This is a genomic window from Corynebacterium neomassiliense (assembly GCF_900626215.1).
Taxonomy (GTDB): domain Bacteria; phylum Actinomycetota; class Actinomycetes; order Mycobacteriales; family Mycobacteriaceae; genus Corynebacterium; species Corynebacterium neomassiliense.
The window spans coordinates 364,856-384,696 of record NZ_LR131106.1 but is presented as its reverse complement, the minus strand read 5'-3'; the positions used below and the strand labels follow the sequence as shown (position 1 = coordinate 384,696).

Below are 19,841 nucleotides of genomic sequence, written 5' to 3'. Positions count from 1 at the left end.
ATCCTCAATGGACAGTGGTGCCCCTCACACCCACCCCTGCTCCCGGGCAAATTGAGCTCCCCGCCCGACCGTCCGCTCAGCGGACCCCGCCCGACCGTCCGCTCAGCGGACCCTGGCGTTCTCGATCCTGCTGGGAGCGGTGTACGCGGTGATCCCGGCGCACAGGATGGCCGCCAGTGACAGCAGTGTCTGCCAGTCACCGTCGAGCAGTCCGCCGAAAATGACGTAGAACACGGCCGCAGCCACCGTCAGTGCGATGATCGCCGCATTGAACAGTCCCTCATTGCCCGTGCCGGAGACCGGGATGTACAGGAGACCGGCAAGGACGCCGACGATCCCGGACACCACACCGTGCAGGACCGCCGCCCCCGGCCCCTGGGCCACGTCATCGGTGACCACGGAAATCAACTGGTCGGCAACCAGAACGACTGCGAAGGTCACAATGGCGGCGAGAATGCCCAGCAGCACCAGGTTCACCGTCACCTTCTTCGCCTCGAACTTGCCGGCGATGAGGGTGGGCCCCTGCGCCTCATAGCCGTCGGAGTACCCGGGGTCGCCGTATCCTCCCTGCCGGTAGCCGGGATCCCGGTAACCGGACTGCGGGTAGTCCTCGCGGCGGTACTGCCGGGTCCGGTCGTCGTAACCGTCATTGCCGTAGGGGTACTGGTTACTCATCGGGACGTCGCTCTCCATCGGATCGGGGTCGGAACGGTTCGGACACTGCAGGCCCGTACACCCACAGGATACCGGGCACACTACCGCAGCAACATCACCGCAACCTGGAAGGACGCCGCGAACTACCGCAGCTGACCGCCCGTGACCTGCACCCGGGACAGCTGCGCGCGAGTGTCAGCGACGGACCAGGAGCTCTCCGTGGGGCATGACGAACACGGCGGAGGGGTCGTCTGCCCACTGTCTCCACCCCTCACAGATTCTCTCCACTGCGGCATCCACGTCCCCGTCACAGTCCGCGTCACAGTCCCCGTCACCGGAGTGCTGCACCCGCGCGAGCTGTCGACGGAACCGGTCCTCCCTGACCCGGTCGGACCAGTCGGCGGCGAACTCTTCGGCGGAGCTGCCGCCCGGGGCATGCGAATAGACCCAGGTCGACACGGTGTAGGTGAGTTCACGTAGATCGCAGCCGGCCTCCAGCGCCCACCGCAGAAGGTGGCGTCCCCCGTCCGGTTCTGCTCCGTCGGCCCGTGCGGCCGCACGGTATCCGCGTGACCATTCCGACATCCCCGGGAGCTCCGGGTACCAGGACATCGCCGAATAGTCGGCGTCCCGCACCGCGACAACACCGCCGGGGGCAGTGACGCGGAGACACTCCCTCATCGCGGCCACGGGGTCGGTGAGATGCTGGAACACCTGGTGCGCCACGACGACGTCGAAACTCCCCGCAGCAAAGGGCAGGTGGTAAATGTCACCCTGCATGAACCGGGCCCCGAGCCCCCGGGCCGCGGCGGCCGCGACTGCCGCCCTCAGCGGTACCGGAGTGTTCTCCACCCCTGTGACCTGGGACGCGGCACCACCGAGCCCGGAGACCACCCCAGCAAGGTCGAGGGTGACCGAGCCTGGCCCGCACCCGACATCGAGAACGCTGGAGCCGGCGGTGAGATACGGCAGCACATAAGCCAGGGAACCGGCCGCCGTGCGCCGGGAGTGATTTCGCAGCACCGCCTCTCCGTGGCCGTGCGTGTAGCCGTACGGGCCGCCCCGGAAGCCACGGTCGGACTTGCCGTCAAGCGGGATGTACGTCAACGGGGGCTACACTTCCGCGTCGAAGAGCTCACGGAGGTTGGCGTCGATCTGCGGGATGTACCCGGGGCTGAGGTTGAACAGGCCGAGATGTCCGGCGATGTCGTCGATGACCCGCAGCTCACTTCCGGGGATCAGCTTCTGCTCCTCGGCGCAGTCGCGTACCGGGAAGAACATGTCCTCGCTGATGGGCATGACGAAAGTTTTCGCGGTCACTCTCCCCAGAGCAGCGGCGAGGTCGCCTCCGGTGTGCCGCGAAACATCCCCGCGCTGCCACTTCCAGGCGTTGTTCAGCAGTGTCCCAGGGTCCATCGAGGCGAACAGCGGATCGAGGAAGTCGTCGATGACGGCGTCCACGGAGTCCAGCCCGAGGCCCCTCCACGCCTCCTGCTTCCACCATTCCGTGGACAGGCCCATCACCGCCCAGAGGTGTGACTGCCTGCGCAGACCGTCGGCGACGTCGGTGTGTGAGGTGTATTCGCCGCCGTTGTACCCCGGATCGGAGAGGATCGCCTCGTTGAGTGTGCGGGTGAACAGGAAGTCATGCGGCGTGTTCCTGGCCGTACCGGCGACCGGGGCGGCCCGCCGGACCTTGTCCGGGAATCGGACGATCCACTCGTAGGTCTGCTGTGCGCCCATGGACCCTCCGACAACGGCGAAGAGCTCCTCGATGCCGAACTTCTCCCGCAGCAGCCGTTCCTGTGCGATCACGTCGTCCCCGATACGTACGTGGGGGAACTTCGACATGGCGATGGACGGGTCGTCGGTGTTGGCCGGTGAGACCGACAGTCCGTTTCCGATCTGGTTGACGCAGATGATGAAGTAGCGGGAGGGGTCGAGGGCGTGGTCCTCCCCGATGTAGTTCTCGAACCATGCGGAGTGGGTGCCGGAGTACCAGGTGGGGATGAGGATCGCGTTTGAACGGTCGGCGTTGAGTTCCCCGGCTGTGGCGTAGGCGAGCCAGCAGTCTTCGATGACTCCGCCTTCCTCCAGTTCGAGGCGTCCGACGGACGCGGTCTCGTAGGGTCCCTGCTTGTCGGGTGTGTAGAAGTCGTTGTGCAGCATCGCCCGGTCCTTTCGGAGGTAATGTCAGTGTCGTCGACGAAAGTACACGAACTCGCGTTGTCCCGGCGGCAGGCCGCCTTGCAACTGTCGGTCGGGCACGGTCTACTGGTCCGATGAAGACAACCACGGTCCTGGCCACCGCCTCCGCTGTCGCTGTCCCTGTTCTCGTGCTTTCCGGGTGCGCGATGCCGTGGTCGGACTCCCCCTCCGACAAGTTCATCTCGGCGGTCAACGACGGTAACTGGGAGGACGCCGCGGCGCAGACCTCGGATCCCGCGGCGGCGCAGGCCTGGCTCAGCGACCTTGACGACAACATCGGTGACACCGGCCTGCACCTGGAGTCCGAGGATGACACCTCCACGGTGACCTGGACCGTCCCGGACGGCGACGAGACCACGTCCACGGGCACGCTGACCACCGGTGGTGAAGGCACAGTGACCTGGAGTCCGGCGATATTCGCCGACGGCCTCTCCCCCGACGCCACCGTCAGTTACTCCGACGACCGGAACTACGGTCTTCAGATCCTCGACCGGAGGAACACCGTCCAGATGACCTGGACACCGGTGACCGTCGTCACCGCGACGAGGGAGGCGGACATCACCCGCGTCGCCGAGGCGGTCCGCCCCGTGATCCCCGACTTCGACGTCGCCGACGCCGAGGCCCGGATCGCCGACGCCGGAGATTCACCGGTTGCACTGTTCTCCCTGCGGGCCGAGGATCTCGACCGGGTCGGAGCAGCGCTCACCGACCTGCCCGGTACCGCGACCCGGGAGGAGGGACGGCTTCTCGCGGACAGGGCGTCCTCCTCGGCGCTCGACGGAGGGCTCACCGACTACTGGACCCGGAAGCTCGACGAGTCCGCGGGGTGGACGCTGGCGGTCACGCACACCGACGGCTCACCCGGCCCGGTGATCGGCAGCAGGGCCGCCAGGCAGGTCGAACCGGTGCACACGACCGTGGACCTCGGAGTGCAGGCCGCGGCGAACCGGGCCGTGGATTCTGTGGAGCTCCCGGCGTCCGTCGTCGCACTGTCAGTGTCCACGGGCGGGGTTCTCGCCGCCGCCCAGAACGGCGCCGCGGACGCCACGGGCACGCCCGCCCTCACCGGCCTCTTCCCTCCGGGGTCGACGTTCAAGACGGTGACGACGGCGGCAGCCCTGTCGAAAGGAACCGTCGGCCCTGACGACATCGTCGACTGTCCTGCGAGCGTGGACGTCGACGGGCGCACCATCCCCAACGACCACGACTTCTCCCTGGGGCAGGTGCCGCTGCACACCGCCTTCGCCCAGTCCTGCAACACCACCCAGGCCCTGATCTCCCGTGATCTCGGCCCGGAGGATCTGAGGGACACGGCCGCGCAGCTGGGACTCGGAGTCGACTTCACCGCGCCGGGCATGACCACGGTCACCGGTTCAGTACCGGTCACCGGTCAGGGTGCGGCCCGGGTGGAGTCGGCGATCGGGCAGGGCGAGGTTCTGGCGTCCCCCTTCGGTATGGCGCTGACCGGGGCGTCCGTCGCCGCGGGCGGGACAATGGTGACCCCTTCTCTTGTCCAGGGGGAGAGCACGGCGTCGGACCGGAACCCTGGTCCGGTCGACCCTGCTGTCGTGGACGAACTGAAGACGATGATGCGGGAGACGGTGGAGTCCGGGACCGCGGCGTCGCTCCGGGACATCCCGGGGCTGGGAGGCAAGACGGGTACCGCCGAGGTGGACGGGCAGGCGGCCCACGGATGGTTCGTGGGCATTGTCGGTGACGTCGCATTCTGCACCTTCATCGCCGGCGCGGACTCCTCTCTTCCTGCGGTGGAGCTCTCCGGCCGCCTGCTGCGCGACGGGGCCCTCGACGTCGCCCTCGACGGGGCCCTCGACGATTCTTCCGCCGGTTCCCCCGGTGAACCGGCCGTGGCACAGTAGGACCATGCACAGCAGGACCATGGACACAGGCACCGGAGGAAGTCTGACGGTCACCCCTCCTGCGGTCCCGTGGCGTCCCCGCCTGATCGCCACGGACCTCGACCGCACACTGCTGACCAGCGGGGGCGGGATCAGTGCCCGGACCCGCGCCGCCCTGGACGCTGCGGCGGACGCCGGTATCCGGGTGGTTCCGGCGACCGCCCGCAATCCGGTGGGACTGCGCCACCTGCAGCCGGTACTCGGCTTCGACGGGTGGGCATTGTGCAGCAACGGTGCTTTCGGGGTGCACCTGACCACCCGGCAGCTGCTCTTCGCCGACGAGATCCCGGCCGCGGTGCTCACGCAGATCATCTCTGCGGTGGACCGGCATGTCGACGGGGTGCGCTACGCGGTCGTCAGGGACGCCGGGGAGACCTTCGTCCCGTCGGAGGGCTACGCCGACCTGGCGTCCTTCGTGGACCACCGGCGGGATCCTGCGACGATGACCGGTGTCCCCCACCGGGAGCTGGCAGCGTCACCGGCGGTGAAGCTGGTTCTCCGGCATGCCACGCTCAGCGCGGCTGAACTCTACGGGACTGTCAGGCAGCTCAGTGACGCGGGTGAACTCGACGGCTCAGGTTTCGTGGTGACACTCTCAGGTGCCCCGTTCGTGGAGGTCATGGCCACGGGGGTGTCGAAGGCCGGAGGTCTGTCGAGGCTGTGCCGTCATTTCGGTGTGGACCGCACGGAGGTCCTGGCCTTCGGTGACGGACTCAACGACATCGAGATGCTGTCCTGGGCGGGCCGTGGAGTGGCGGTGGCCAATGCCCTGAACCCGGTGAAGGACGCCGCGGACGGGATCACCGCCTCCAACGACGACGACGGGGTCGCACGGGTCATCGAATCGGTACTCGGCTGAACTTCCGTCACCGGAGGCAGTCCGCGATGACCCCTACCGCCTCGTCGTAGCGTCCGGGTTCGGGGCCGGCGAAGTTGAGCCGCAGGTACCTGCCTGTGGGCTCTGCGGGGAAGAGGTCGTCGCCGCTGGCGACCATCACCCCCCGGGCCTCACAGTCTGCGACGAGCCTGCCGAGGTCGGTGGTGTCGGGCAGTCTGACCCACAGGTTCAGTCCTCCGGAGGGCACCCGGTCGAGTACGGCCCCGGGCAGCCGGGAGCGTACGGCGGTCACCAGCAGGTCGCGCCGGTAGGCCAGTCGTTCGGGCAGGGACCTGCGGTGACTGCGCCAGGCAGGGGTACCGAGGACGTCGAGGGCCGCGGCCTGCAGGACAGGTGAGACGTACATGGCCGATGCTCCGACGTTGCCGAGTATGCGTTCGCGGACGGGGCCGCGGGCGATGACAGCTCCCACCCGCAGTGCCGGTGACAGGGACTTGGTGAGGGACCGGAGGTAGATCACCCGTCCGGAGTCGTCGGTGGAGGCCAGCGGGGGCCGGGGGTCGTTGCTCTCGGCGGCATCGACCGGGAAGTCCCTGGCCCAGTCGTCTTCGACGAGGAAGGCGGAGTGCCGTGCCAGGGTTTCGAGGACGCCCTGACGCACTCCGGGGCTCCAGACCACTCCCGTAGGGTTGGCGAACCGGGGCTGGGCGTAGAAGAGCCTGGCACCGGTCCGGGTGAGGATGCGGTCAAGTTCGGTGGGGTCGGGCCCGTCCGCTCCTCCGGGCAGGGGGACGCAGCGCACCCCTGCCTGTCCTGCCGCGAGGACGGCACCCCAGTAGGTGGGTGATTCGAAGACGACCGGTTCCCCGGCCCCGGCGACGGCACGGAAGATCGCGGAGAGGCCGGCCTGGGTGCCGGGCAGCACGGTGACGTCGGTGGCGGTGACCGGGGTGACGCCCGGCGGTGTGCTGTCGGCGAGTTCCTGGGCGAACCAGCCGCGCAGCTCCTGGAGACCTGCCCGGGGCGCGGTGCCGACCGCCGCCTGGGAGCGGGCCGCTCTCACCAGTGCCTGCCTGACCGCTGTGACGGGCAGCAGGTCGGGGTCTGGGAATCCGTTGTGCAGTGCCACGGCGTCCACCGGGGTGGGCCGCAGGACACCGGCGGTTGCGGCGGAGCGGCCGGTGACCTCTCCCAGTGCTCCGACCTGCCAGGAGTAGTCGGTGGGCCGGACCCTGCGTGCCCTGTGTGCGTTGGCGACGAAGGTACCGGACCCGGGGCGGGTCTCGATGAGGCCTTCGGCGCCGAGGGTTCTGAGCGCCTCCTGGACGGTGACGGGTCCGACCCGGTGGTCCCGGGCGAGGGTTCGGGTGGACGGCAGCCGGGTTCCCGGCGCGCGGTCCGCCACCCAGGTTCGGAGTTCCGCTGCCAGCCTCGAACTGCTACTGTCAGACATGAAGAATGATAATAGCGCTATTGCGCGTGTTCCGAAACTGCTATCGACTGAGTCGCCGGGGGTCGACGGTGCAGCTCCGCCGGGACAGCTGTCCCCCGGTGTGCTGTGGGGCTTACTGGGAGTCGTCGCCTTCTCGTTCACGGTTCCTTTCACCCGCATCGCCGTGACAGGCGGGCTCTCCCCTGTCTTCGTCGGGACGGGGAGGGCGGTGGTCGCCGGAGTTCTCGCCGTTCTCGTGCTCGGCGCGGCCGGGCAGCTGCGTGGCAGGCTGACCGGATCCCAGTGGCGTCGTCTGTTCCTGGTCGCCGGCGGCGTCGTGGTCGGATTCCCTGTCTGCACCTCCTTCGCTCTTCAGGATCTGCCGGCCTCGCACGGTGCAGTGACTGTCGCGTTGCTTCCCGCGGCGACGGCGGTGATCACCGTCCTGAGGACCGGTGAACGGCCGGGCCTCCGGTTCTGGGCCGCCGCACTGTGCGGTGCCGTGGTCGCGGTGACGGCCGGGGTCCTGCACGGCGGGACCGGTGGTGTCGCCACAGGGGATCTTCTGCTGCTTCTCGCCGTGGTGGCAGGCGGGATCGGGTACGCCGAAGGCGGTCTGCTGTCCCGGGAGATCGGCTCCTGGCAGACGATCTGCCGGGCCCTGGTCCTGGCCCTGCCGTTGACGACCCTGTGTGCCGTGCTGTCCCGGCCCGACGACTGGTCCGTGGTGGACGGCCCGGCCTGGGCGTCCCTCGCCTATCTCAGTGTGGTGAGCATGTTCCTCGGTTTCTTCGCCTGGTACCGGGGGCTCGCGTACGGGCCGATGGTGCAGGTGAGCCAGATCCAGCTGGTCCAGCCGGTGCTCAGTATCGCCTGGGCCGTCCTGATGCTCGGGGAGCCGGTGTCGGCGGCCACCGTCCTCGCCGGTGCCGGTGTCATCGTCTGCGCCGCCACGGCCGTGCGCTCCCGCTCCTGAGATGCTCCCGGAAACAGATGTCCGGAAGCAGATGAGCGCTGAAATGCTCCTCCCCCTATCTCCCCCCCTGCCTCTTCAACACATCGGNCCCTATCTCCCCCCTGTCTCCCCCCTGTCTCCACCGAAAGGTTCCCCGTGCATTCCCCCCGGAAATTCCACCCGGTCCCCGCAGTTCCCGCAGGTTCCGCACCCTCCGGCGTCCGTACCTCCCGTACCTCCCGTACCGGCCGGACCGTCAGAACCGTCAGACAGTCGTCGAAGCTCCGCAACGTGCTCTACGAGATCCGGGGGCCGGTCGCCGACCGGGCCGCCGAACTGGAGCGTGACGGTGTCGAGATCCTCAGACTCAACATCGGAAATCCGCAGCCCTTCGGCTTCGCGGCACCACCCGGCATCGTGGCCGGCATGGCGCGGACCCTCGACATCTCACACGGCTACTCCGCCTCCCACGGTCTGCCTGAGGCGCTCGACGCCGTCATAGGCCGGTACTCCGCTGTTCCCGGTTTCCCCTCGCTGACCCGTGACAGGGTCTTCCTCGGAAACGGTGTGTCCGAGCTGATCACCATGACCTGTCAGGCACTGGTCGACGACGGCGACGAGGTGCTCGTCCCGTCCCCGGACTATCCGCTGTGGACGGCGATGGTCACCCTCGCCGGGGGAACTCCTGTGCACTACCGGTGCGACGAACAGGACGCCTGGAATCCGGACCTCTCCGACATGGAGGCCCGGATCACCGAACGGACCACCGCAGTGGTGGTGATCAACCCGAACAATCCGACCGGGGCGGTCTACCCGCCGCACATCCTGCGCGGAATCGCCGACATCGCACGCCGCCACGGACTCACCCTCCTCGTCGACGAGATCTACGACGCGATCATCTACGGGGACGCCACCGGAACAGCCACCGTCGCAGGACCGTCGTCGGGCCACACCAGCCTTGCCGCGGTCGCCCCGGATCTTCTGACCCTGAGCTACTCCGGTCTGTCGAAGTCCAGCAGACTGGCCGGGTACCGCGCCGGCTGGCTGGTGGTCACCGGTCCGACAGACCACGCCTCCGATTTCCTCCACGGTCTGAATCTCATGGCGTCGACCCGTCTGTGCCCCAACGTCCCCGGGCAGCAGGCCGTCATCGCGGCACTGGGCGGTGCCGGCACCGGGCAGGACGCCGACATGTCCGTGACCGCACTGACCGCACCGGGAGGACGCCTGCGTCGGCAACGTGACACCGTGACTGCGGCACTGGACGGCATGGACGGGGTGAGCTGTGTGACACCGGGCGGTGCGTTGTACGCCTTCCCCCGGCTCGACCCGGAGGTCCACGAGATCCGGGACGACGAGCGTCTGGTGCTGGACCTTCTGGAGCAGGAGCACATCCTGCTGGTCCACGGAACGGGCTTCAACTGGCCTGCCCCGGACCATCTCCGGATAGTCCTGTTGCCGGAGGAACAGGTCCTCGCCACGGCGATGGAACGCTTCGGCAACTTCCTGGCGTCCTACCGGCAGTAGCGGAAGGCGAGTTTAGCGGTACCGGTGCCCTGCACCGGCGCCGGAATGTTCCGGACGGTCGTATGGTGGGCCCCATGATGTCCGGAAGAGCATGTCCCCCCTCCACGACCGGCTGTCCGTGTACCGGCGGTGTGGGCACGACGACTGTGCCTGTCCCTGTTTCCGCCGCTGTCCGCGCCTCCGCCTCCGGGTGTGCGGTGGTTCGGCGGTGACGGCGCAGACGGTGTCCGTCGTCCTGTTCGACGGCTTCGAGGTCCTCGATGTCTTCGGGCCGGTCGAACTGTTCTCCCACGTTCCGGGGTGGACGGTCCGTTTCCTCGGACCTGTCGCCGGAGGTCCCGTGCGAGCGGCCCAGGGTGTCACGGTGACCACGGAGTCGGGGTTGTCCGATCTCACCGCCGACGGGGAGACGACCGACATTCTTCTTGTGCCGGGCGGGCCGGGGACGCGGCGACTGGTCGGGGACACCGGTTTCCTCGACCTGCTGCGTACGACGGCGTCCCGGGCGGGGACGGTCGCGTCGGTGTGCACCGGTTCCGCCCTTCTCGCCGCCGCAGGTCTTCTGGAGGGCCGCCGCGCGACCTCGAACAAGCGCGCATGGGACTGGGTGACGTCCCAGGGCATCAGACAGGGTGGGGAGCTGACCGGTCGGGTCGACTGGGTCGCGCGGGCGCGGTGGGTGGCCGACGGGAACCTGTGGACGTCCTCCGGTGTCGCCGCCGGAACGGATATGGCGCACGCCCTCATCGCAGACCGGGAGGGACTGCAGGTGGCCGACAGCGTGGCCGCGGACATTGAACTGGAGGTCCACCGGGACCCAGGAGATGATCCTTTCGCGGTCCTGCACGGGCTGGTCTGAGCGGTGTCACACCCCACCCACGCGCTGCTGTTGTCGAGTGGGCTCCCGGACAGTCCGGGGGGACCTCCGGATGCGTCGAGGAACTGCTCTAGAATTGCCCTATGACAAATTCCGTGACCGGCACCGGGTCAGGTGCCACTCCCCCGATCGCTTTCGTCGTCGCCGGGTCCGAGGCCACCGGCGGCGCCGGTTTCCAGGTGGACCTGAAGACTTTCCAGCAGCTGGGGGTGTACGGTGTCGGAGCCCTGTCCTGCATCGTCGCCTTCAACCCCGCCGACGGCTGGGCGCACCGGTTCCATCCGGTCGACCCCGTGATCATCGCCGAGCAGTTCGAGGCCGCTCTGGCCGCACACTCCCCCGAGCGGATGAACACCGCCAAGGTCGGCATGCTGGGCACTCCGGCGACGATCGACGTCGTCGCCGAGAAGCTCGCCGGGAGGGACTGGAAGAACCTGGTGCTCGACCCGGTGCTGATCTGCAAGGGACAGGAGCCCGGTGCCGCGCTGGACACCGACAATGCGCTCAAGGAGAAGATCCTCCCGCTGGCCACCGTGGTCACCCCCAACGTCTTCGAGGCGACGAGTCTGTCCGGCATGGACCACATCGACACGGTCGACGAGCTCGCCGAAGCAGCGAAACGTATCGGCGAGAAGGTTCCGTACGTCCTGGCCAAAGGTGGGGTCGAGCTTCCCGGCGAGGACGCCGTGGACGTGCTGTGGGACGGTCACGAGATCACCCGTTTCACCGCCCCGAAGATCGGTGAACAGCGTGTCTCCGGCGCCGGCTGCACGGTGGCCGCCGCGCTGACCGCGGAACTCGCCAAGGGCAGTGACATCCTCACGGCGGTCGACACCGCGAAGAAGATGGTGACCCGGGGTATCGAGCACCGGGTCAGTGCCAACACGCCCTTCGACACGGTGTGGCAGGGTGCGTGACTGAGGCTCAGAACCTCAGCAGTGTCTTACCGGTGCGGCCGGGCCGCATGCTCTCCTTCACCGCGTCGGCGACCCGTGCGGCGTCGAAGATGTCGGCCACCGGCAGTGCCAGCTGACCGTCGAGGACCCGCCGGATCAGCTCACCGAACAGGGACGCCTTCTTCGCGGGATCCATCTCGCGGCTGACACGGCTGCCCCAGAAGCCCCTGACGGTGATGCCGCGGAAGATGACGTCACTGTTGGGGACCTCCATGACCGGTGACCCCATCGCCCCGAAGGAGACGAGATCCCCGCCGTCGGCGAGCAGTGACACCAGGTCCGCCGTGGCAGGTCCTCCGACAGAATCCAGTGCGGCGACGACCGGGGCACCACCGGTCACCTCAGCAGCCCGGTCCCGCCAGTTCTCCCCGTCGGTGGCGACGATGCCGTCGATGCCGAGTTCGGCCAGCTGGTCGACGGCGGACTGCCGTCGGACGAGGCCGAGGACGTGGACGCCACGGGCTGCGGCGAGCTGTGCGAGATTCCGTCCGACCGCACCGTTGGCGGAGTTCTGCACCAGCCAGTCACCGGGCTGCAGGTCCAGGTGGTCCAGCAGACTCAGTGCACTGAACGGCATCGAGACCAGCTGGGCCGCCGACTCGTCGGAGAGTCCTTCCGGCACCGGGACGACCGCCGCCGCGTCAATGACGGCGTACCGGGCCCAGATTCCGAAACTGCTGCCGGTGGCCACCCGCTGGCCGGTGACCAGGCCCTCGACTCCGGGGCCGAGTGCGTCGACGACACCGAGTGCCTCAGTTCCCGCCCCGGAGGGCAGGTCCGGGATGAACCCGTAGGTACCGCGCACGGTCCACAGGTCGTGGTTGTGGATAGGTGACAGGATGACCCGCACCCTCACCTGCCCGGGCCCTGGTTCGGGGACAGGGCGGTTCTCGAGGTGCAGTACCTCTTCGGGTGCGCCGAACGTGTCGTGGACCACTGCTTCCATGGTGTCTGTCATCTTTTCCTCCGGTCTGCCGGTCCGGGCACTCTGAAAGCCCCGCCGGCGGTGATGTGTCTGAGAATGTGCGTCGAAGTCTGCCCGGCGGGCCGTACCGGACTAGTCGTCGGTGACGGTGACCGTGACCTCGATGTTGCCCCGGGTGGCGTTGGAGTACGGGCACACCTGGTGGGCGGCGTCGGCAAGTTCCTGGGCCTGCGCGTGGGGCATGTCCGGGACCGTGACCTCGAGATGGACGGCGAGTTGGAATCCTCCGTTGTCGTCGGGACCGATGCTGACCCGGGCACCGACGGAGGTGTCGGTCAGTGTGACCTTGCGGGTTCTGGCGACCATCTGGAGCGCGGAGTGGAAGCAGGCCGAGTACCCGGCGGCGAAAAGCTGCTCCGGGTTGGCTCCGTCACCGCTGCCCCCCATCTCCCTGGGGACGGCCAGGTCCAGGTCGAGCCTCCCGTCTGTGGTGGTGACGTGTCCGTCGCGTCCTGCGCCGACGGCAAGTGCTTCGGCAGTGTAGAGAGTTTTCACGGTTGAGTTCCTTTCACGGAGGTGGGGGTGGTGTTTCCGTCGGCGTTTCCGTCGGCGGAGGACCGACGGGACATCTGCTCCGTCGAGTCGCACACCTCATGGAGGGAGCGGATCAGACCGGCGGCCTGTTCTGCGTCGGTGACGCCCATGGCTTCGCTGATCTTCCCGGGGATGTGGGCCAGTTCCTGCCGGAGGGCCGCACCCCGGTCGGTCAGCGCAACGGTGACGACGCGTTCATCGTCACTGTCGCGCCGGCGTTCCACGAGGCCGCCCTGTTCCAGTCGGCGCACCAGCGGGGACAGGGTTCCGGAATCAAGCTGCATCATCTGCCCGAGGGACCGGACCGACTGCTCACCGTGGCTCCACAGGATCACCAGCAGCAGGTACTGCGGGTAGGTCAGGCCCCACGGGGCGAGCAGTGTGCGGTAGGCGCGGGCCGTCGACCTCGCCGCCGAGTACAGCGCGAAACACACCATCTGATCTGTCACTCCCATGCCAGACATGATTGCACACAATTCGATTGTGCACAACCCTTTAGGGACAGTCGGCCGGAACACAGGTCAGTGACCGTACCCTGCCCGCCGTGCCCGTCAGCAGGGCCAGCCAGCAGGGCCCGTCAGTTCAGCCGCAGCCTGAGCAGACCGTCGACCAGGTCATGCACCGGAGTCTCCACACCGCAGGCGTCGCCGGCACGGATCACCGCCCCCACCTGGGAATCGAGCTCACCGGACAGACCGGCTGCAATGTCGCGCTGCATGGAGCTCGTGGCGTCCTCCGGCTGGGCGTCGCAGGACGCCATCGTCCTGTCCACCGCATCGCCGGCCAGCGGAACACCACCGGCATGTGCCACGGCATCCACCTCCTCCATCAGGGCGCGGAGACTACTCCGCAACGTCGTACGCAGCACACCCATCGGACGGTCCGCGACCGCCCCCAGAGCCCCGAAACAGGTGACGAACATGGCCTTCTCCCAGATGTCGCACCAGATGTCGTCACGGACGATCCCCTCGACACCGGCCCCGGTCAGCGCCCCGGCAAACGCGGTGAGCAGACTGTCACCGGAACTGCCCTCCCCCTTCCACAGTCCGACGGTGTAACTGGCCACCGGAGGGATGAAACGCACCTCCGCCGGGCCGGTGTGGATGAAGTATCCGCGGACCACCCCCGGCCAGGTCCGTTCCTCCCCGACCACATCGGCGACCAGCCTGTGGACCTCCACCGAATTCTGTGTCGTCGCGATCACCGGAGCGCCCGGAATGCCCTCCACCATGGAGGAGATCTGGGAGCGCCGTTCATCCACGGTTGCCCCCGTCGCCTTCACCGCCAGCAGGACGACATCGAGCGGGCGGCCGTCCGCACCGACAAGCTGAGAGGCATTCTCCGCCGGCCGGGCCCGGGTGAACTCTGCCTCAGCCTCTCCCACCGTCACGCTGAGCCCCCGCGAACGCAGGCGGTCGAGCGCCTCGCCACGTGCCAGGACAGTGACCTCGTGACCAGCCTTCACCAGGGACGCGCCGAAGTAGGTGCCGACCGCTCCGGCACCGATGATTCCGATTCTCATGGCGCCCATCCTAGGCCCGGCGGGCACACGCTACGATGAGACCCCATGAGCGACGAACGCGAGATTCTCACCTACGAACTCTTCGGTGACGCCATCAAGGAACTTGCCCAGGAAATAGTGGACGACTACCGGCCCGATCTCATCCTCTCCATCGCACGCGGAGGCCTCCTCATCGGAGGGGCACTCGGCTACGCGATGGGCGTGAAGAACGTCTCGGTGATCAACGTGGAGTTCTACACCGGAATCGGTGAGACCCTCGACCAGCCCGTCATGCTTCCCCCGACCCCGGAGGCGGTGGACCTTTCAGGGATGAAGGTCCTCATCGCCGACGATGTCGCGGACTCCGGCAAGACCCTGGAGCTCGTCCAGCAGTTCTGCGCCGAGACCGTCACCGAATCCCGCACCGCGGTGATCTACGAGAAGTCCCGGTCGATCATCAAACCCGACTACGTGTGGAAGAAGACCGACCGGTGGATCGACTTCCCCTGGTCCTCTTTCCCCGTCATCACTCCGTCCGGCCTCCCCGCCGGTGGAGAGGCCAGCTGACAGTCCGGCTGACACGCCGGTCAGGCTGCCGCGGACTCGATCTCCGCAGCCAGGGCGACGATCAGCTCCTCGCCGGACACCCCGCCCGCCCCCGTCACCGGCGCCACCAGCTGCACAGACAGGGGAAGTCCGTCAGTTCCGGTCCCCAGCGGGACCGCCGCGGCCGGAAGTCCGGTGACATTCCACATCGCGGTGTAGGCCACCGGGCCTGACGCCGCGAGCAGGGTACGCACCGCCCCTCTGCCGACGATGGCGTCGGCGGCACCCGGCCGGTCGGGGACGGTGGGGGTCAGCAGGACGTCAACCTCCCTCCACACCCGGTCGAGTTCGGCGGCGATTCGCGAACCGGCCCGCTCGGCGCGACGGTGCACCGGCCCGCGCACCCAGCTGCCCAGACGCACCAGACTGCGCGACCTGGCCTCCAGCAGTTCCGGGTGCTCCACGTCGGCGGCCTCGGTCCGGATCCCCGCGAAAAACTGGGGGATGAATGACGCCGTAGGGTCCGGGTACCGGGGATCGAAGAGGTCGACACTGTGACCCGCCTGCCTCAGGATGCCAGCTGCCCGGTGCACCGCAGCGGCATGCTCCGGGTGGAGCCTGCCCGTCGCCGCCGGTGCGCCGAGCGCCATGCCGATCCTCAGTCGGTCACGGTTGGCGGCACCCGTGTACGCGTCGAGGAAGCTCCCCGACGGTGGTGCGGTGTAGGCGTCACCGTCGACGTTCCCCTTGACGATGTCGTAGACCAGTGCACTGTCACGGACCGAACGTGCCAGCGGGCCCGTCGTACCCAGGGCGTGCCAGAGGTGCGGGTGAGGCGAGGCGGACACCCTCCCCCGGACCGGTTTGAGTCCGAAAAGTCCGCAGTTCGCCGCCGGGATCCTGATCGACCCGCCCCCGTCACCGCCCAGTGCGAGGGGGACCAGGCCGGCGGCCACCGCGGCGGCGGATCCGCCGCTGGAACCGCCCGGGGTCCTCGACTGGTCGTGGGGGTTGCGGGTCACCCCGTACCCCGAGGACTGGGTGTAGGGCCAGGCCCCGAACTCCGGCATCCGGGTCACCCCGATGATCACTGCCCCGGCGTCACGTAACCGGCGCACGACCAGGGCGTCCTCCCCGGCCGGGGTCGAGTTCGCCCTGGTGCCGAACGTCGTCACGACGCCCTTGACGTCGATCTCCGACTTGACCGCCACCGGTACCCCGTGCAGCGGACCCCGACGCTGCGGGGGAAGCTCGTCGAGGGTGCGGGCGGTCTCCAGGGCCTCATCGGCGAGGACGGTCGAGAAGGCGTTGAGGTCGCGGTCCAGTCGGGCGATGCGGGCCAGGGCCGACTGAATCCCCGCCACCGCGCCGCCGCCCGGCGCGCTGCCGGCGGAAGGGCCGGTGCCGCTGGTGCTGTCGCTGAGCGCGATGACCTGTTCGCGCCAGTCGTGGGCGTCGAGGGTGTGCCAGTCCACCGGTGCGGTGGCGGATGTCTGGGGTGTCCGGGAGTTCTCCATCCTCCGACCCTAGCCGCAGCGGGCACACCGCGCCGGGTCAGCGGCGCAGGACCCGGACCTGGACGGCCAGTGCCTCCCCGACTCTCTTCCCCGAGTGGATGCAACCGCCGAGGAACGTCCCCTCCAGGGCGTTTTTCCCGTGCATGCCGCCGCCGCCGAATCCGGCGACCTCCCCGGCAGCGTAGAGGCCGGGCAGTACTGAGCCGTCCGGGCGCAGGCACCGTCCCGACAGGTCGGTTTCCAGGCCGCCGAGGGTCTTGCGGGTGAGGATGCGCAGCCGCACGGCGATGAGGGGCCCGTGCCTGTTGTCGAGGATGCGGTGGGGTGCCGCGGCACGGACGATCTTGTCCCCGAGGAATTTGCGCGCGGTGTGGATGTAGTTGACCTGGGCGTCCTTGCTGAACTTGTTCTCGATCTGACTGTCACGGTCCTCGACCTGACGGCGCAGCCGGTCGACGTCGATGGTGGGCGCGCCGGGTTTCTCGGCGTGGGCGAGCTCGTTCATCCCGGTGACCAGGGCGTCAAGGTCGTTGGCGATGACCCAGTCCTCGCCGTGGTCCATGAAGTTCTGGACTGCGACGTGCATTCCCGGGCCGATCTTGCCGAGCAGTTTGCGGAACTCCTTGTCGGTGAGGTCCGGGTTCTGCTCGGACCCGGAGAAGATGAACTCCTTGGCGGCGATGGTCTTGTCGAGGACGAACCAGCTGTAACCGTGGCCGGTGCGTCCGATGTGGGACAGTGCCGCGAGATTGTCCGATCCGGGGAAGAGGTTGGTGGGCAGTCGTTGACCGGTGGCGTCGAACCACATCGAACTGGGGCCGGGAATGATGCGGATGCCGTGGTCGGGCCAGATGGGGTCCCAGTTCTTCATGCCTTCGGCGTAGGCCCACATGCGGTCGGTGTTGACGGTGGCGGCGCCGGCGTCCTCGGTGATGGCGAGCATGCGTCCGTCGACGTGGGCGGGTACTCCGCTGACCAGGTCGTCGGGGCACTGCCCCCACTGCTCGGTGGGCCAGGACCGGCGTACCAGGTCAAGGTTTCCCCCGATTCCTCCGGAGGTCACGACCACGGCCGCGGCCCGCAGGTCGAAGGTGTCCACGACCTCCCGTGGTGAGGCGACCCCGCGGGGCAGGTCGTCGCAGGGGCAGAGCACGCTGCCCCGGACACCGACGACTCTGCGGGTGCCGTTCCTGTCGGCTTCGACGGTCAGGCTGTCGACACGGTGGCGGAACGCGAACCTGACCCTGCCCGCCTTCTCCGCCTCGAGCAGTGGTTCGCGGAACACGCGGACCACCTCGGGACCGGTACCCCAGGTGAGGTGGAACCGGGGTACCGAGTTGCCGTGTCCGGAGGCGTCCCCGCTTCCGCGCTCGGCCCAGCCGACGGTGGGCAGCACGCTGAGGCCGAGTCCTTTGAGGTAGTCACGTTTCTGCGTCGCGGCGAAGTGCACGTAGGCGCGACCCCATTCCCGTGCCCAGTGGTCGTTTCCGCCCGGGCGGGTGTCGTCGTAGTTCGCGGAGTTCTCCCAGTCACGCCAGGCGAGTTCCTCGGAGTCTTTCACACCCATGAGCCGTTGTTCGGGGCTGCCGACGTAGAACAGTCCGCCCAGTGACCAGTAGGCCTGGCCGCCGAGGTTCGCCCGGTTCTCCTGGTCGAGGATCAGGACCGACAGCCCGGCGCGCTGGGCCTCGTAGGCTGCGACCATTCCGGCGAGTCCGCAGCCGACCACGATCACATCAGTTTTCGCTCCCATACACAGTCATCCTAAGGGGTGGCGGGACGCCGCGGAGCGGACGGTTCACATTTCCACGGGACTTCCTCCATCCCAACTTCTGGGAGATTGACGTCCACGATGTGAGAGTGTATCTTCCCGTCCATTGACTCTGTCGTTCCATGATGTGGGAATGCGACGGAGAGACACCTGACAACCGACAGAATTGCCCGAGCAGACAATGACCGACACCCTCCAGCAGAAACCGCCGTCTCCACAGACCCCTCCCCGGGTCAACGGCAACAGCCGCGGCCGCGTGATCATCGCGTCCACCATCGGCACCACCATCGAGTTCTACGACTTCTACGCCTACGCCACCGCGGCCGTCGTGGTTTTCCCGCACCTGTTCTTCCCCAAGACCGACAACGCCACCGTGGGCCTCCTGGCGTCACTGGCGACCTTCGGACTCGCCTTCGTCGCCCGTCCCCTCGGATCCATACTCTTCGGACACTTCGGCGACCGGATCGGCCGCAAGGCCACCCTCATCGGTGCCCTGCTGACCATGGGCATAGCCACGTTCATCATCGGATGCCTGCCCACCTACGACCAGGTCGGCCTGTGGGCACCCGCCATGCTGGCGCTCCTGCGTTTCTGTCAGGGCATCGGCCTCGGAGGAGAGTGGTCGGGGGCCGCCCTGCTGGCCACCGAGAACGCCGAGGAAGGTAAGCGTGCCCGGGCCGCCATGTGGCCCCAGCTCGGTGCCCCGTTCGGCTTCCTGCTCGCCAACGGTCTCTTCCTGCTGCTGGTGACCATCATGAACCACACCGACGGTGACGTCGAAGGTGACTTCCTGGCATGGGGATGGCGCGTGCCCTTCCTCTGCTCCGCTGTCATGGTCGCCATCGGCCTGTGGGTCCGTTTCAAGCTCGACGAGACCCCGGTCTTCCAGGAGACCCTCGACAAGGGCGAGGACGTCAAGGTCCCCACCGCAGAGGTCTTCCGGGTCGCCTGGAAAGAGGTCATCCTCGGCACCTTCGTGATGGTCTCCACCTACACGCTCTTCTACATCGTGACGACGTGGTTCCTCTCCTTCGGCATCGGTGACCGTGACAAGGGCGCCGGACTGGGCATCGAGTACGAGCACTTCCTCGTCATCCAGCTGATCTCCGCCTGCTTCTTCGTCGTCGGGATCCCGATCGCCGGGCACCTGGCCGATACCGTCGGTCGTCGTAAGTTCCTCACTGTGGCTTCCGTCATCATCCTGGTCTACAGCTGCGCCTTCCAGCTCTTCCTCGACCCGGACACCGCCACCGAGCTCACCGCGGGCGTCTTCCTGTCCATCGGCATGTTCCTCATGGGACTGATCTTCGGTCCCATGTCAGCGGTCCTGCCGGAAATGTTCCCCACTAATGTCCGCTACACGGGCTCGGGCATCGCCTACAACCTCTCCTCCATCCTCGGCGCCGCAGTCGCACCGTTCATCGCCGTGGCACTGGCCACCAACTACGGTCCCTGGGCCGTCGGCATGTACCTGGCGATCGTTACCCTCATCTCGCTGGTGGCGATCCGAATCATGCGGGAGACACGCGACATCGACCTCTACAGCATCTGACCCTCACCGTCCGGTCTCTCACCGTCCGGGCCTCCTGACCGCTCTAACACATCGGCGGGCCTCAACTCCCCC

Annotated in this window: 18 protein-coding genes; 8 read left to right on the top strand and 10 right to left on the bottom strand. The window is 68.0% G+C overall.

The features are described from left to right. Positions 1-102 precede the first annotated feature (102 nt). The 3 genes from E0E18_RS01715 to E0E18_RS01705 all read right to left on the bottom strand — a co-directional run bounded on the left by E0E18_RS01715 (position 103) and on the right by E0E18_RS01705 (position 2,823). A complete protein-coding gene (locus tag E0E18_RS01715) occupies positions 103-675 on the bottom strand; it encodes a hypothetical protein (protein ID WP_066589685.1) in 573 nt (190 codons plus the stop codon). A 174-nt stretch (positions 676-849) separates the two neighbouring features. Next, complete coding sequence (locus E0E18_RS01710; protein WP_237559591.1) at positions 850-1,761, bottom strand: class I SAM-dependent methyltransferase; 912 nt, start codon at positions 1,759-1,761, stop codon at positions 850-852. Positions 1,762-1,767: 6 nt separating this feature from the next. Continuing rightward, positions 1,768-2,823, bottom strand: coding sequence for an alpha/beta fold hydrolase (locus E0E18_RS01705; protein WP_130839172.1), 1,056 nt, complete (start codon positions 2,821-2,823; stop codon positions 1,768-1,770). A 113-nt stretch (positions 2,824-2,936) separates the two neighbouring features. On the opposite strand from E0E18_RS01705, the gene E0E18_RS01700 reads away from it, so the two are divergent. Together E0E18_RS01700 and E0E18_RS01695 are read left to right on the top strand one after the other, a co-directional pair. Further along, positions 2,937-4,739 (top strand): penicillin-binding transpeptidase domain-containing protein, encoded by a 1,803-nt coding sequence (locus E0E18_RS01700; RefSeq protein WP_130839171.1) that lies wholly within the window; start codon positions 2,937-2,939, stop codon positions 4,737-4,739. Positions 4,740-4,758: 19 nt separating this feature from the next. Continuing rightward, complete coding sequence (locus tag E0E18_RS01695) at positions 4,759-5,637, top strand: HAD family hydrolase (RefSeq protein ID WP_130839170.1); 879 nt, start codon at positions 4,759-4,761, stop codon at positions 5,635-5,637. 7 nt (positions 5,638-5,644) lie between these two features. Here the strand turns inward: E0E18_RS01695 and E0E18_RS01690 are convergent, their stop codons facing one another. Further along, complete coding sequence (locus tag E0E18_RS01690; RefSeq protein ID WP_066587599.1) at positions 5,645-7,069, bottom strand: aminotransferase-like domain-containing protein; 1,425 nt, start codon at positions 7,067-7,069, stop codon at positions 5,645-5,647. Between the two features lie 100 nt (positions 7,070-7,169). On the opposite strand from E0E18_RS01690, the gene E0E18_RS01685 reads away from it, so the two are divergent. The 4 genes from E0E18_RS01685 (at position 7,170) to E0E18_RS01670 (ending at position 11,324) form a co-directional block, all read left to right on the top strand. Further along, positions 7,170-8,024: a DMT family transporter gene (locus E0E18_RS01685; protein ID WP_237559590.1), complete on the top strand. Its 855-nt coding sequence runs from the start codon at positions 7,170-7,172 to the stop codon at positions 8,022-8,024. Between the two features lie 270 nt (positions 8,025-8,294). Next, positions 8,295-9,530 (top strand): pyridoxal phosphate-dependent aminotransferase, encoded by a 1,236-nt coding sequence (locus E0E18_RS01680; protein WP_237559776.1) that lies wholly within the window; start codon positions 8,295-8,297, stop codon positions 9,528-9,530. Between the two features lie 208 nt (positions 9,531-9,738). After that, positions 9,739-10,389, top strand: a complete 651-nt coding sequence (locus E0E18_RS01675) for a DJ-1/PfpI family protein (protein ID WP_227870969.1) — start codon at positions 9,739-9,741, stop codon at positions 10,387-10,389. A gap of 101 nt (positions 10,390-10,490) precedes the next feature. Beyond that, on the top strand, positions 10,491-11,324 hold the full coding sequence (locus E0E18_RS01670; RefSeq protein ID WP_066587593.1) for a hydroxymethylpyrimidine/phosphomethylpyrimidine kinase: 834 nt from the start codon (positions 10,491-10,493) through the stop codon (positions 11,322-11,324). 7 nt (positions 11,325-11,331) lie between these two features. On the opposite strand, the gene E0E18_RS01665 is transcribed toward E0E18_RS01670, so the two are convergent. The 4 genes from E0E18_RS01665 to E0E18_RS01650 form a co-directional block, all read right to left on the bottom strand. After that, positions 11,332-12,321 (bottom strand): zinc-binding dehydrogenase, encoded by a 990-nt coding sequence (locus tag E0E18_RS01665; RefSeq protein WP_237559589.1) that lies wholly within the window; start codon positions 12,319-12,321, stop codon positions 11,332-11,334. A 99-nt stretch (positions 12,322-12,420) separates the two neighbouring features. Further along, on the bottom strand, positions 12,421-12,843 hold the full coding sequence (locus tag E0E18_RS01660; RefSeq protein ID WP_066587591.1) for an organic hydroperoxide resistance protein: 423 nt from the start codon (positions 12,841-12,843) through the stop codon (positions 12,421-12,423). Further along, positions 12,840-13,337, bottom strand: a complete 498-nt coding sequence (locus tag E0E18_RS01655; protein ID WP_066587589.1) for a MarR family winged helix-turn-helix transcriptional regulator — start codon at positions 13,335-13,337, stop codon at positions 12,840-12,842. The genes E0E18_RS01660 and E0E18_RS01655 overlap by 4 nt, the downstream gene beginning before the upstream one ends. Before the next feature lie 122 nt (positions 13,338-13,459). Continuing rightward, positions 13,460-14,404 carry a 2-dehydropantoate 2-reductase gene (locus tag E0E18_RS01650; protein ID WP_066587588.1) on the bottom strand — a complete coding sequence of 315 codons (945 nt, stop codon included), beginning with the start codon at positions 14,402-14,404 and terminating at the stop codon, positions 13,460-13,462. A 45-nt stretch (positions 14,405-14,449) separates the two neighbouring features. Between E0E18_RS01650 and E0E18_RS01645 the strand changes: the two genes are divergently transcribed. Next, positions 14,450-14,950, top strand: a complete 501-nt coding sequence (locus E0E18_RS01645) for a phosphoribosyltransferase (RefSeq protein ID WP_130839166.1) — start codon at positions 14,450-14,452, stop codon at positions 14,948-14,950. 20 nt (positions 14,951-14,970) lie between these two features. On the opposite strand, the gene E0E18_RS01640 is transcribed toward E0E18_RS01645, so the two are convergent. Next, a complete protein-coding gene (locus E0E18_RS01640; protein WP_066587585.1) occupies positions 14,971-16,446 on the bottom strand; it encodes an amidase family protein in 1,476 nt (491 codons plus the stop codon). A 37-nt stretch (positions 16,447-16,483) separates the two neighbouring features. Continuing rightward, on the bottom strand, positions 16,484-18,199 hold the full coding sequence (locus tag E0E18_RS01635; protein WP_066587583.1) for an FAD-binding dehydrogenase: 1,716 nt from the start codon (positions 18,197-18,199) through the stop codon (positions 16,484-16,486). A 199-nt stretch (positions 18,200-18,398) separates the two neighbouring features. On the opposite strand from E0E18_RS01635, the gene E0E18_RS01630 reads away from it, so the two are divergent. Further along, a complete protein-coding gene (locus E0E18_RS01630; protein ID WP_066587580.1) occupies positions 18,399-19,769 on the top strand; it encodes an MFS transporter in 1,371 nt (456 codons plus the stop codon). Positions 19,770-19,841 lie beyond the last annotated feature (72 nt).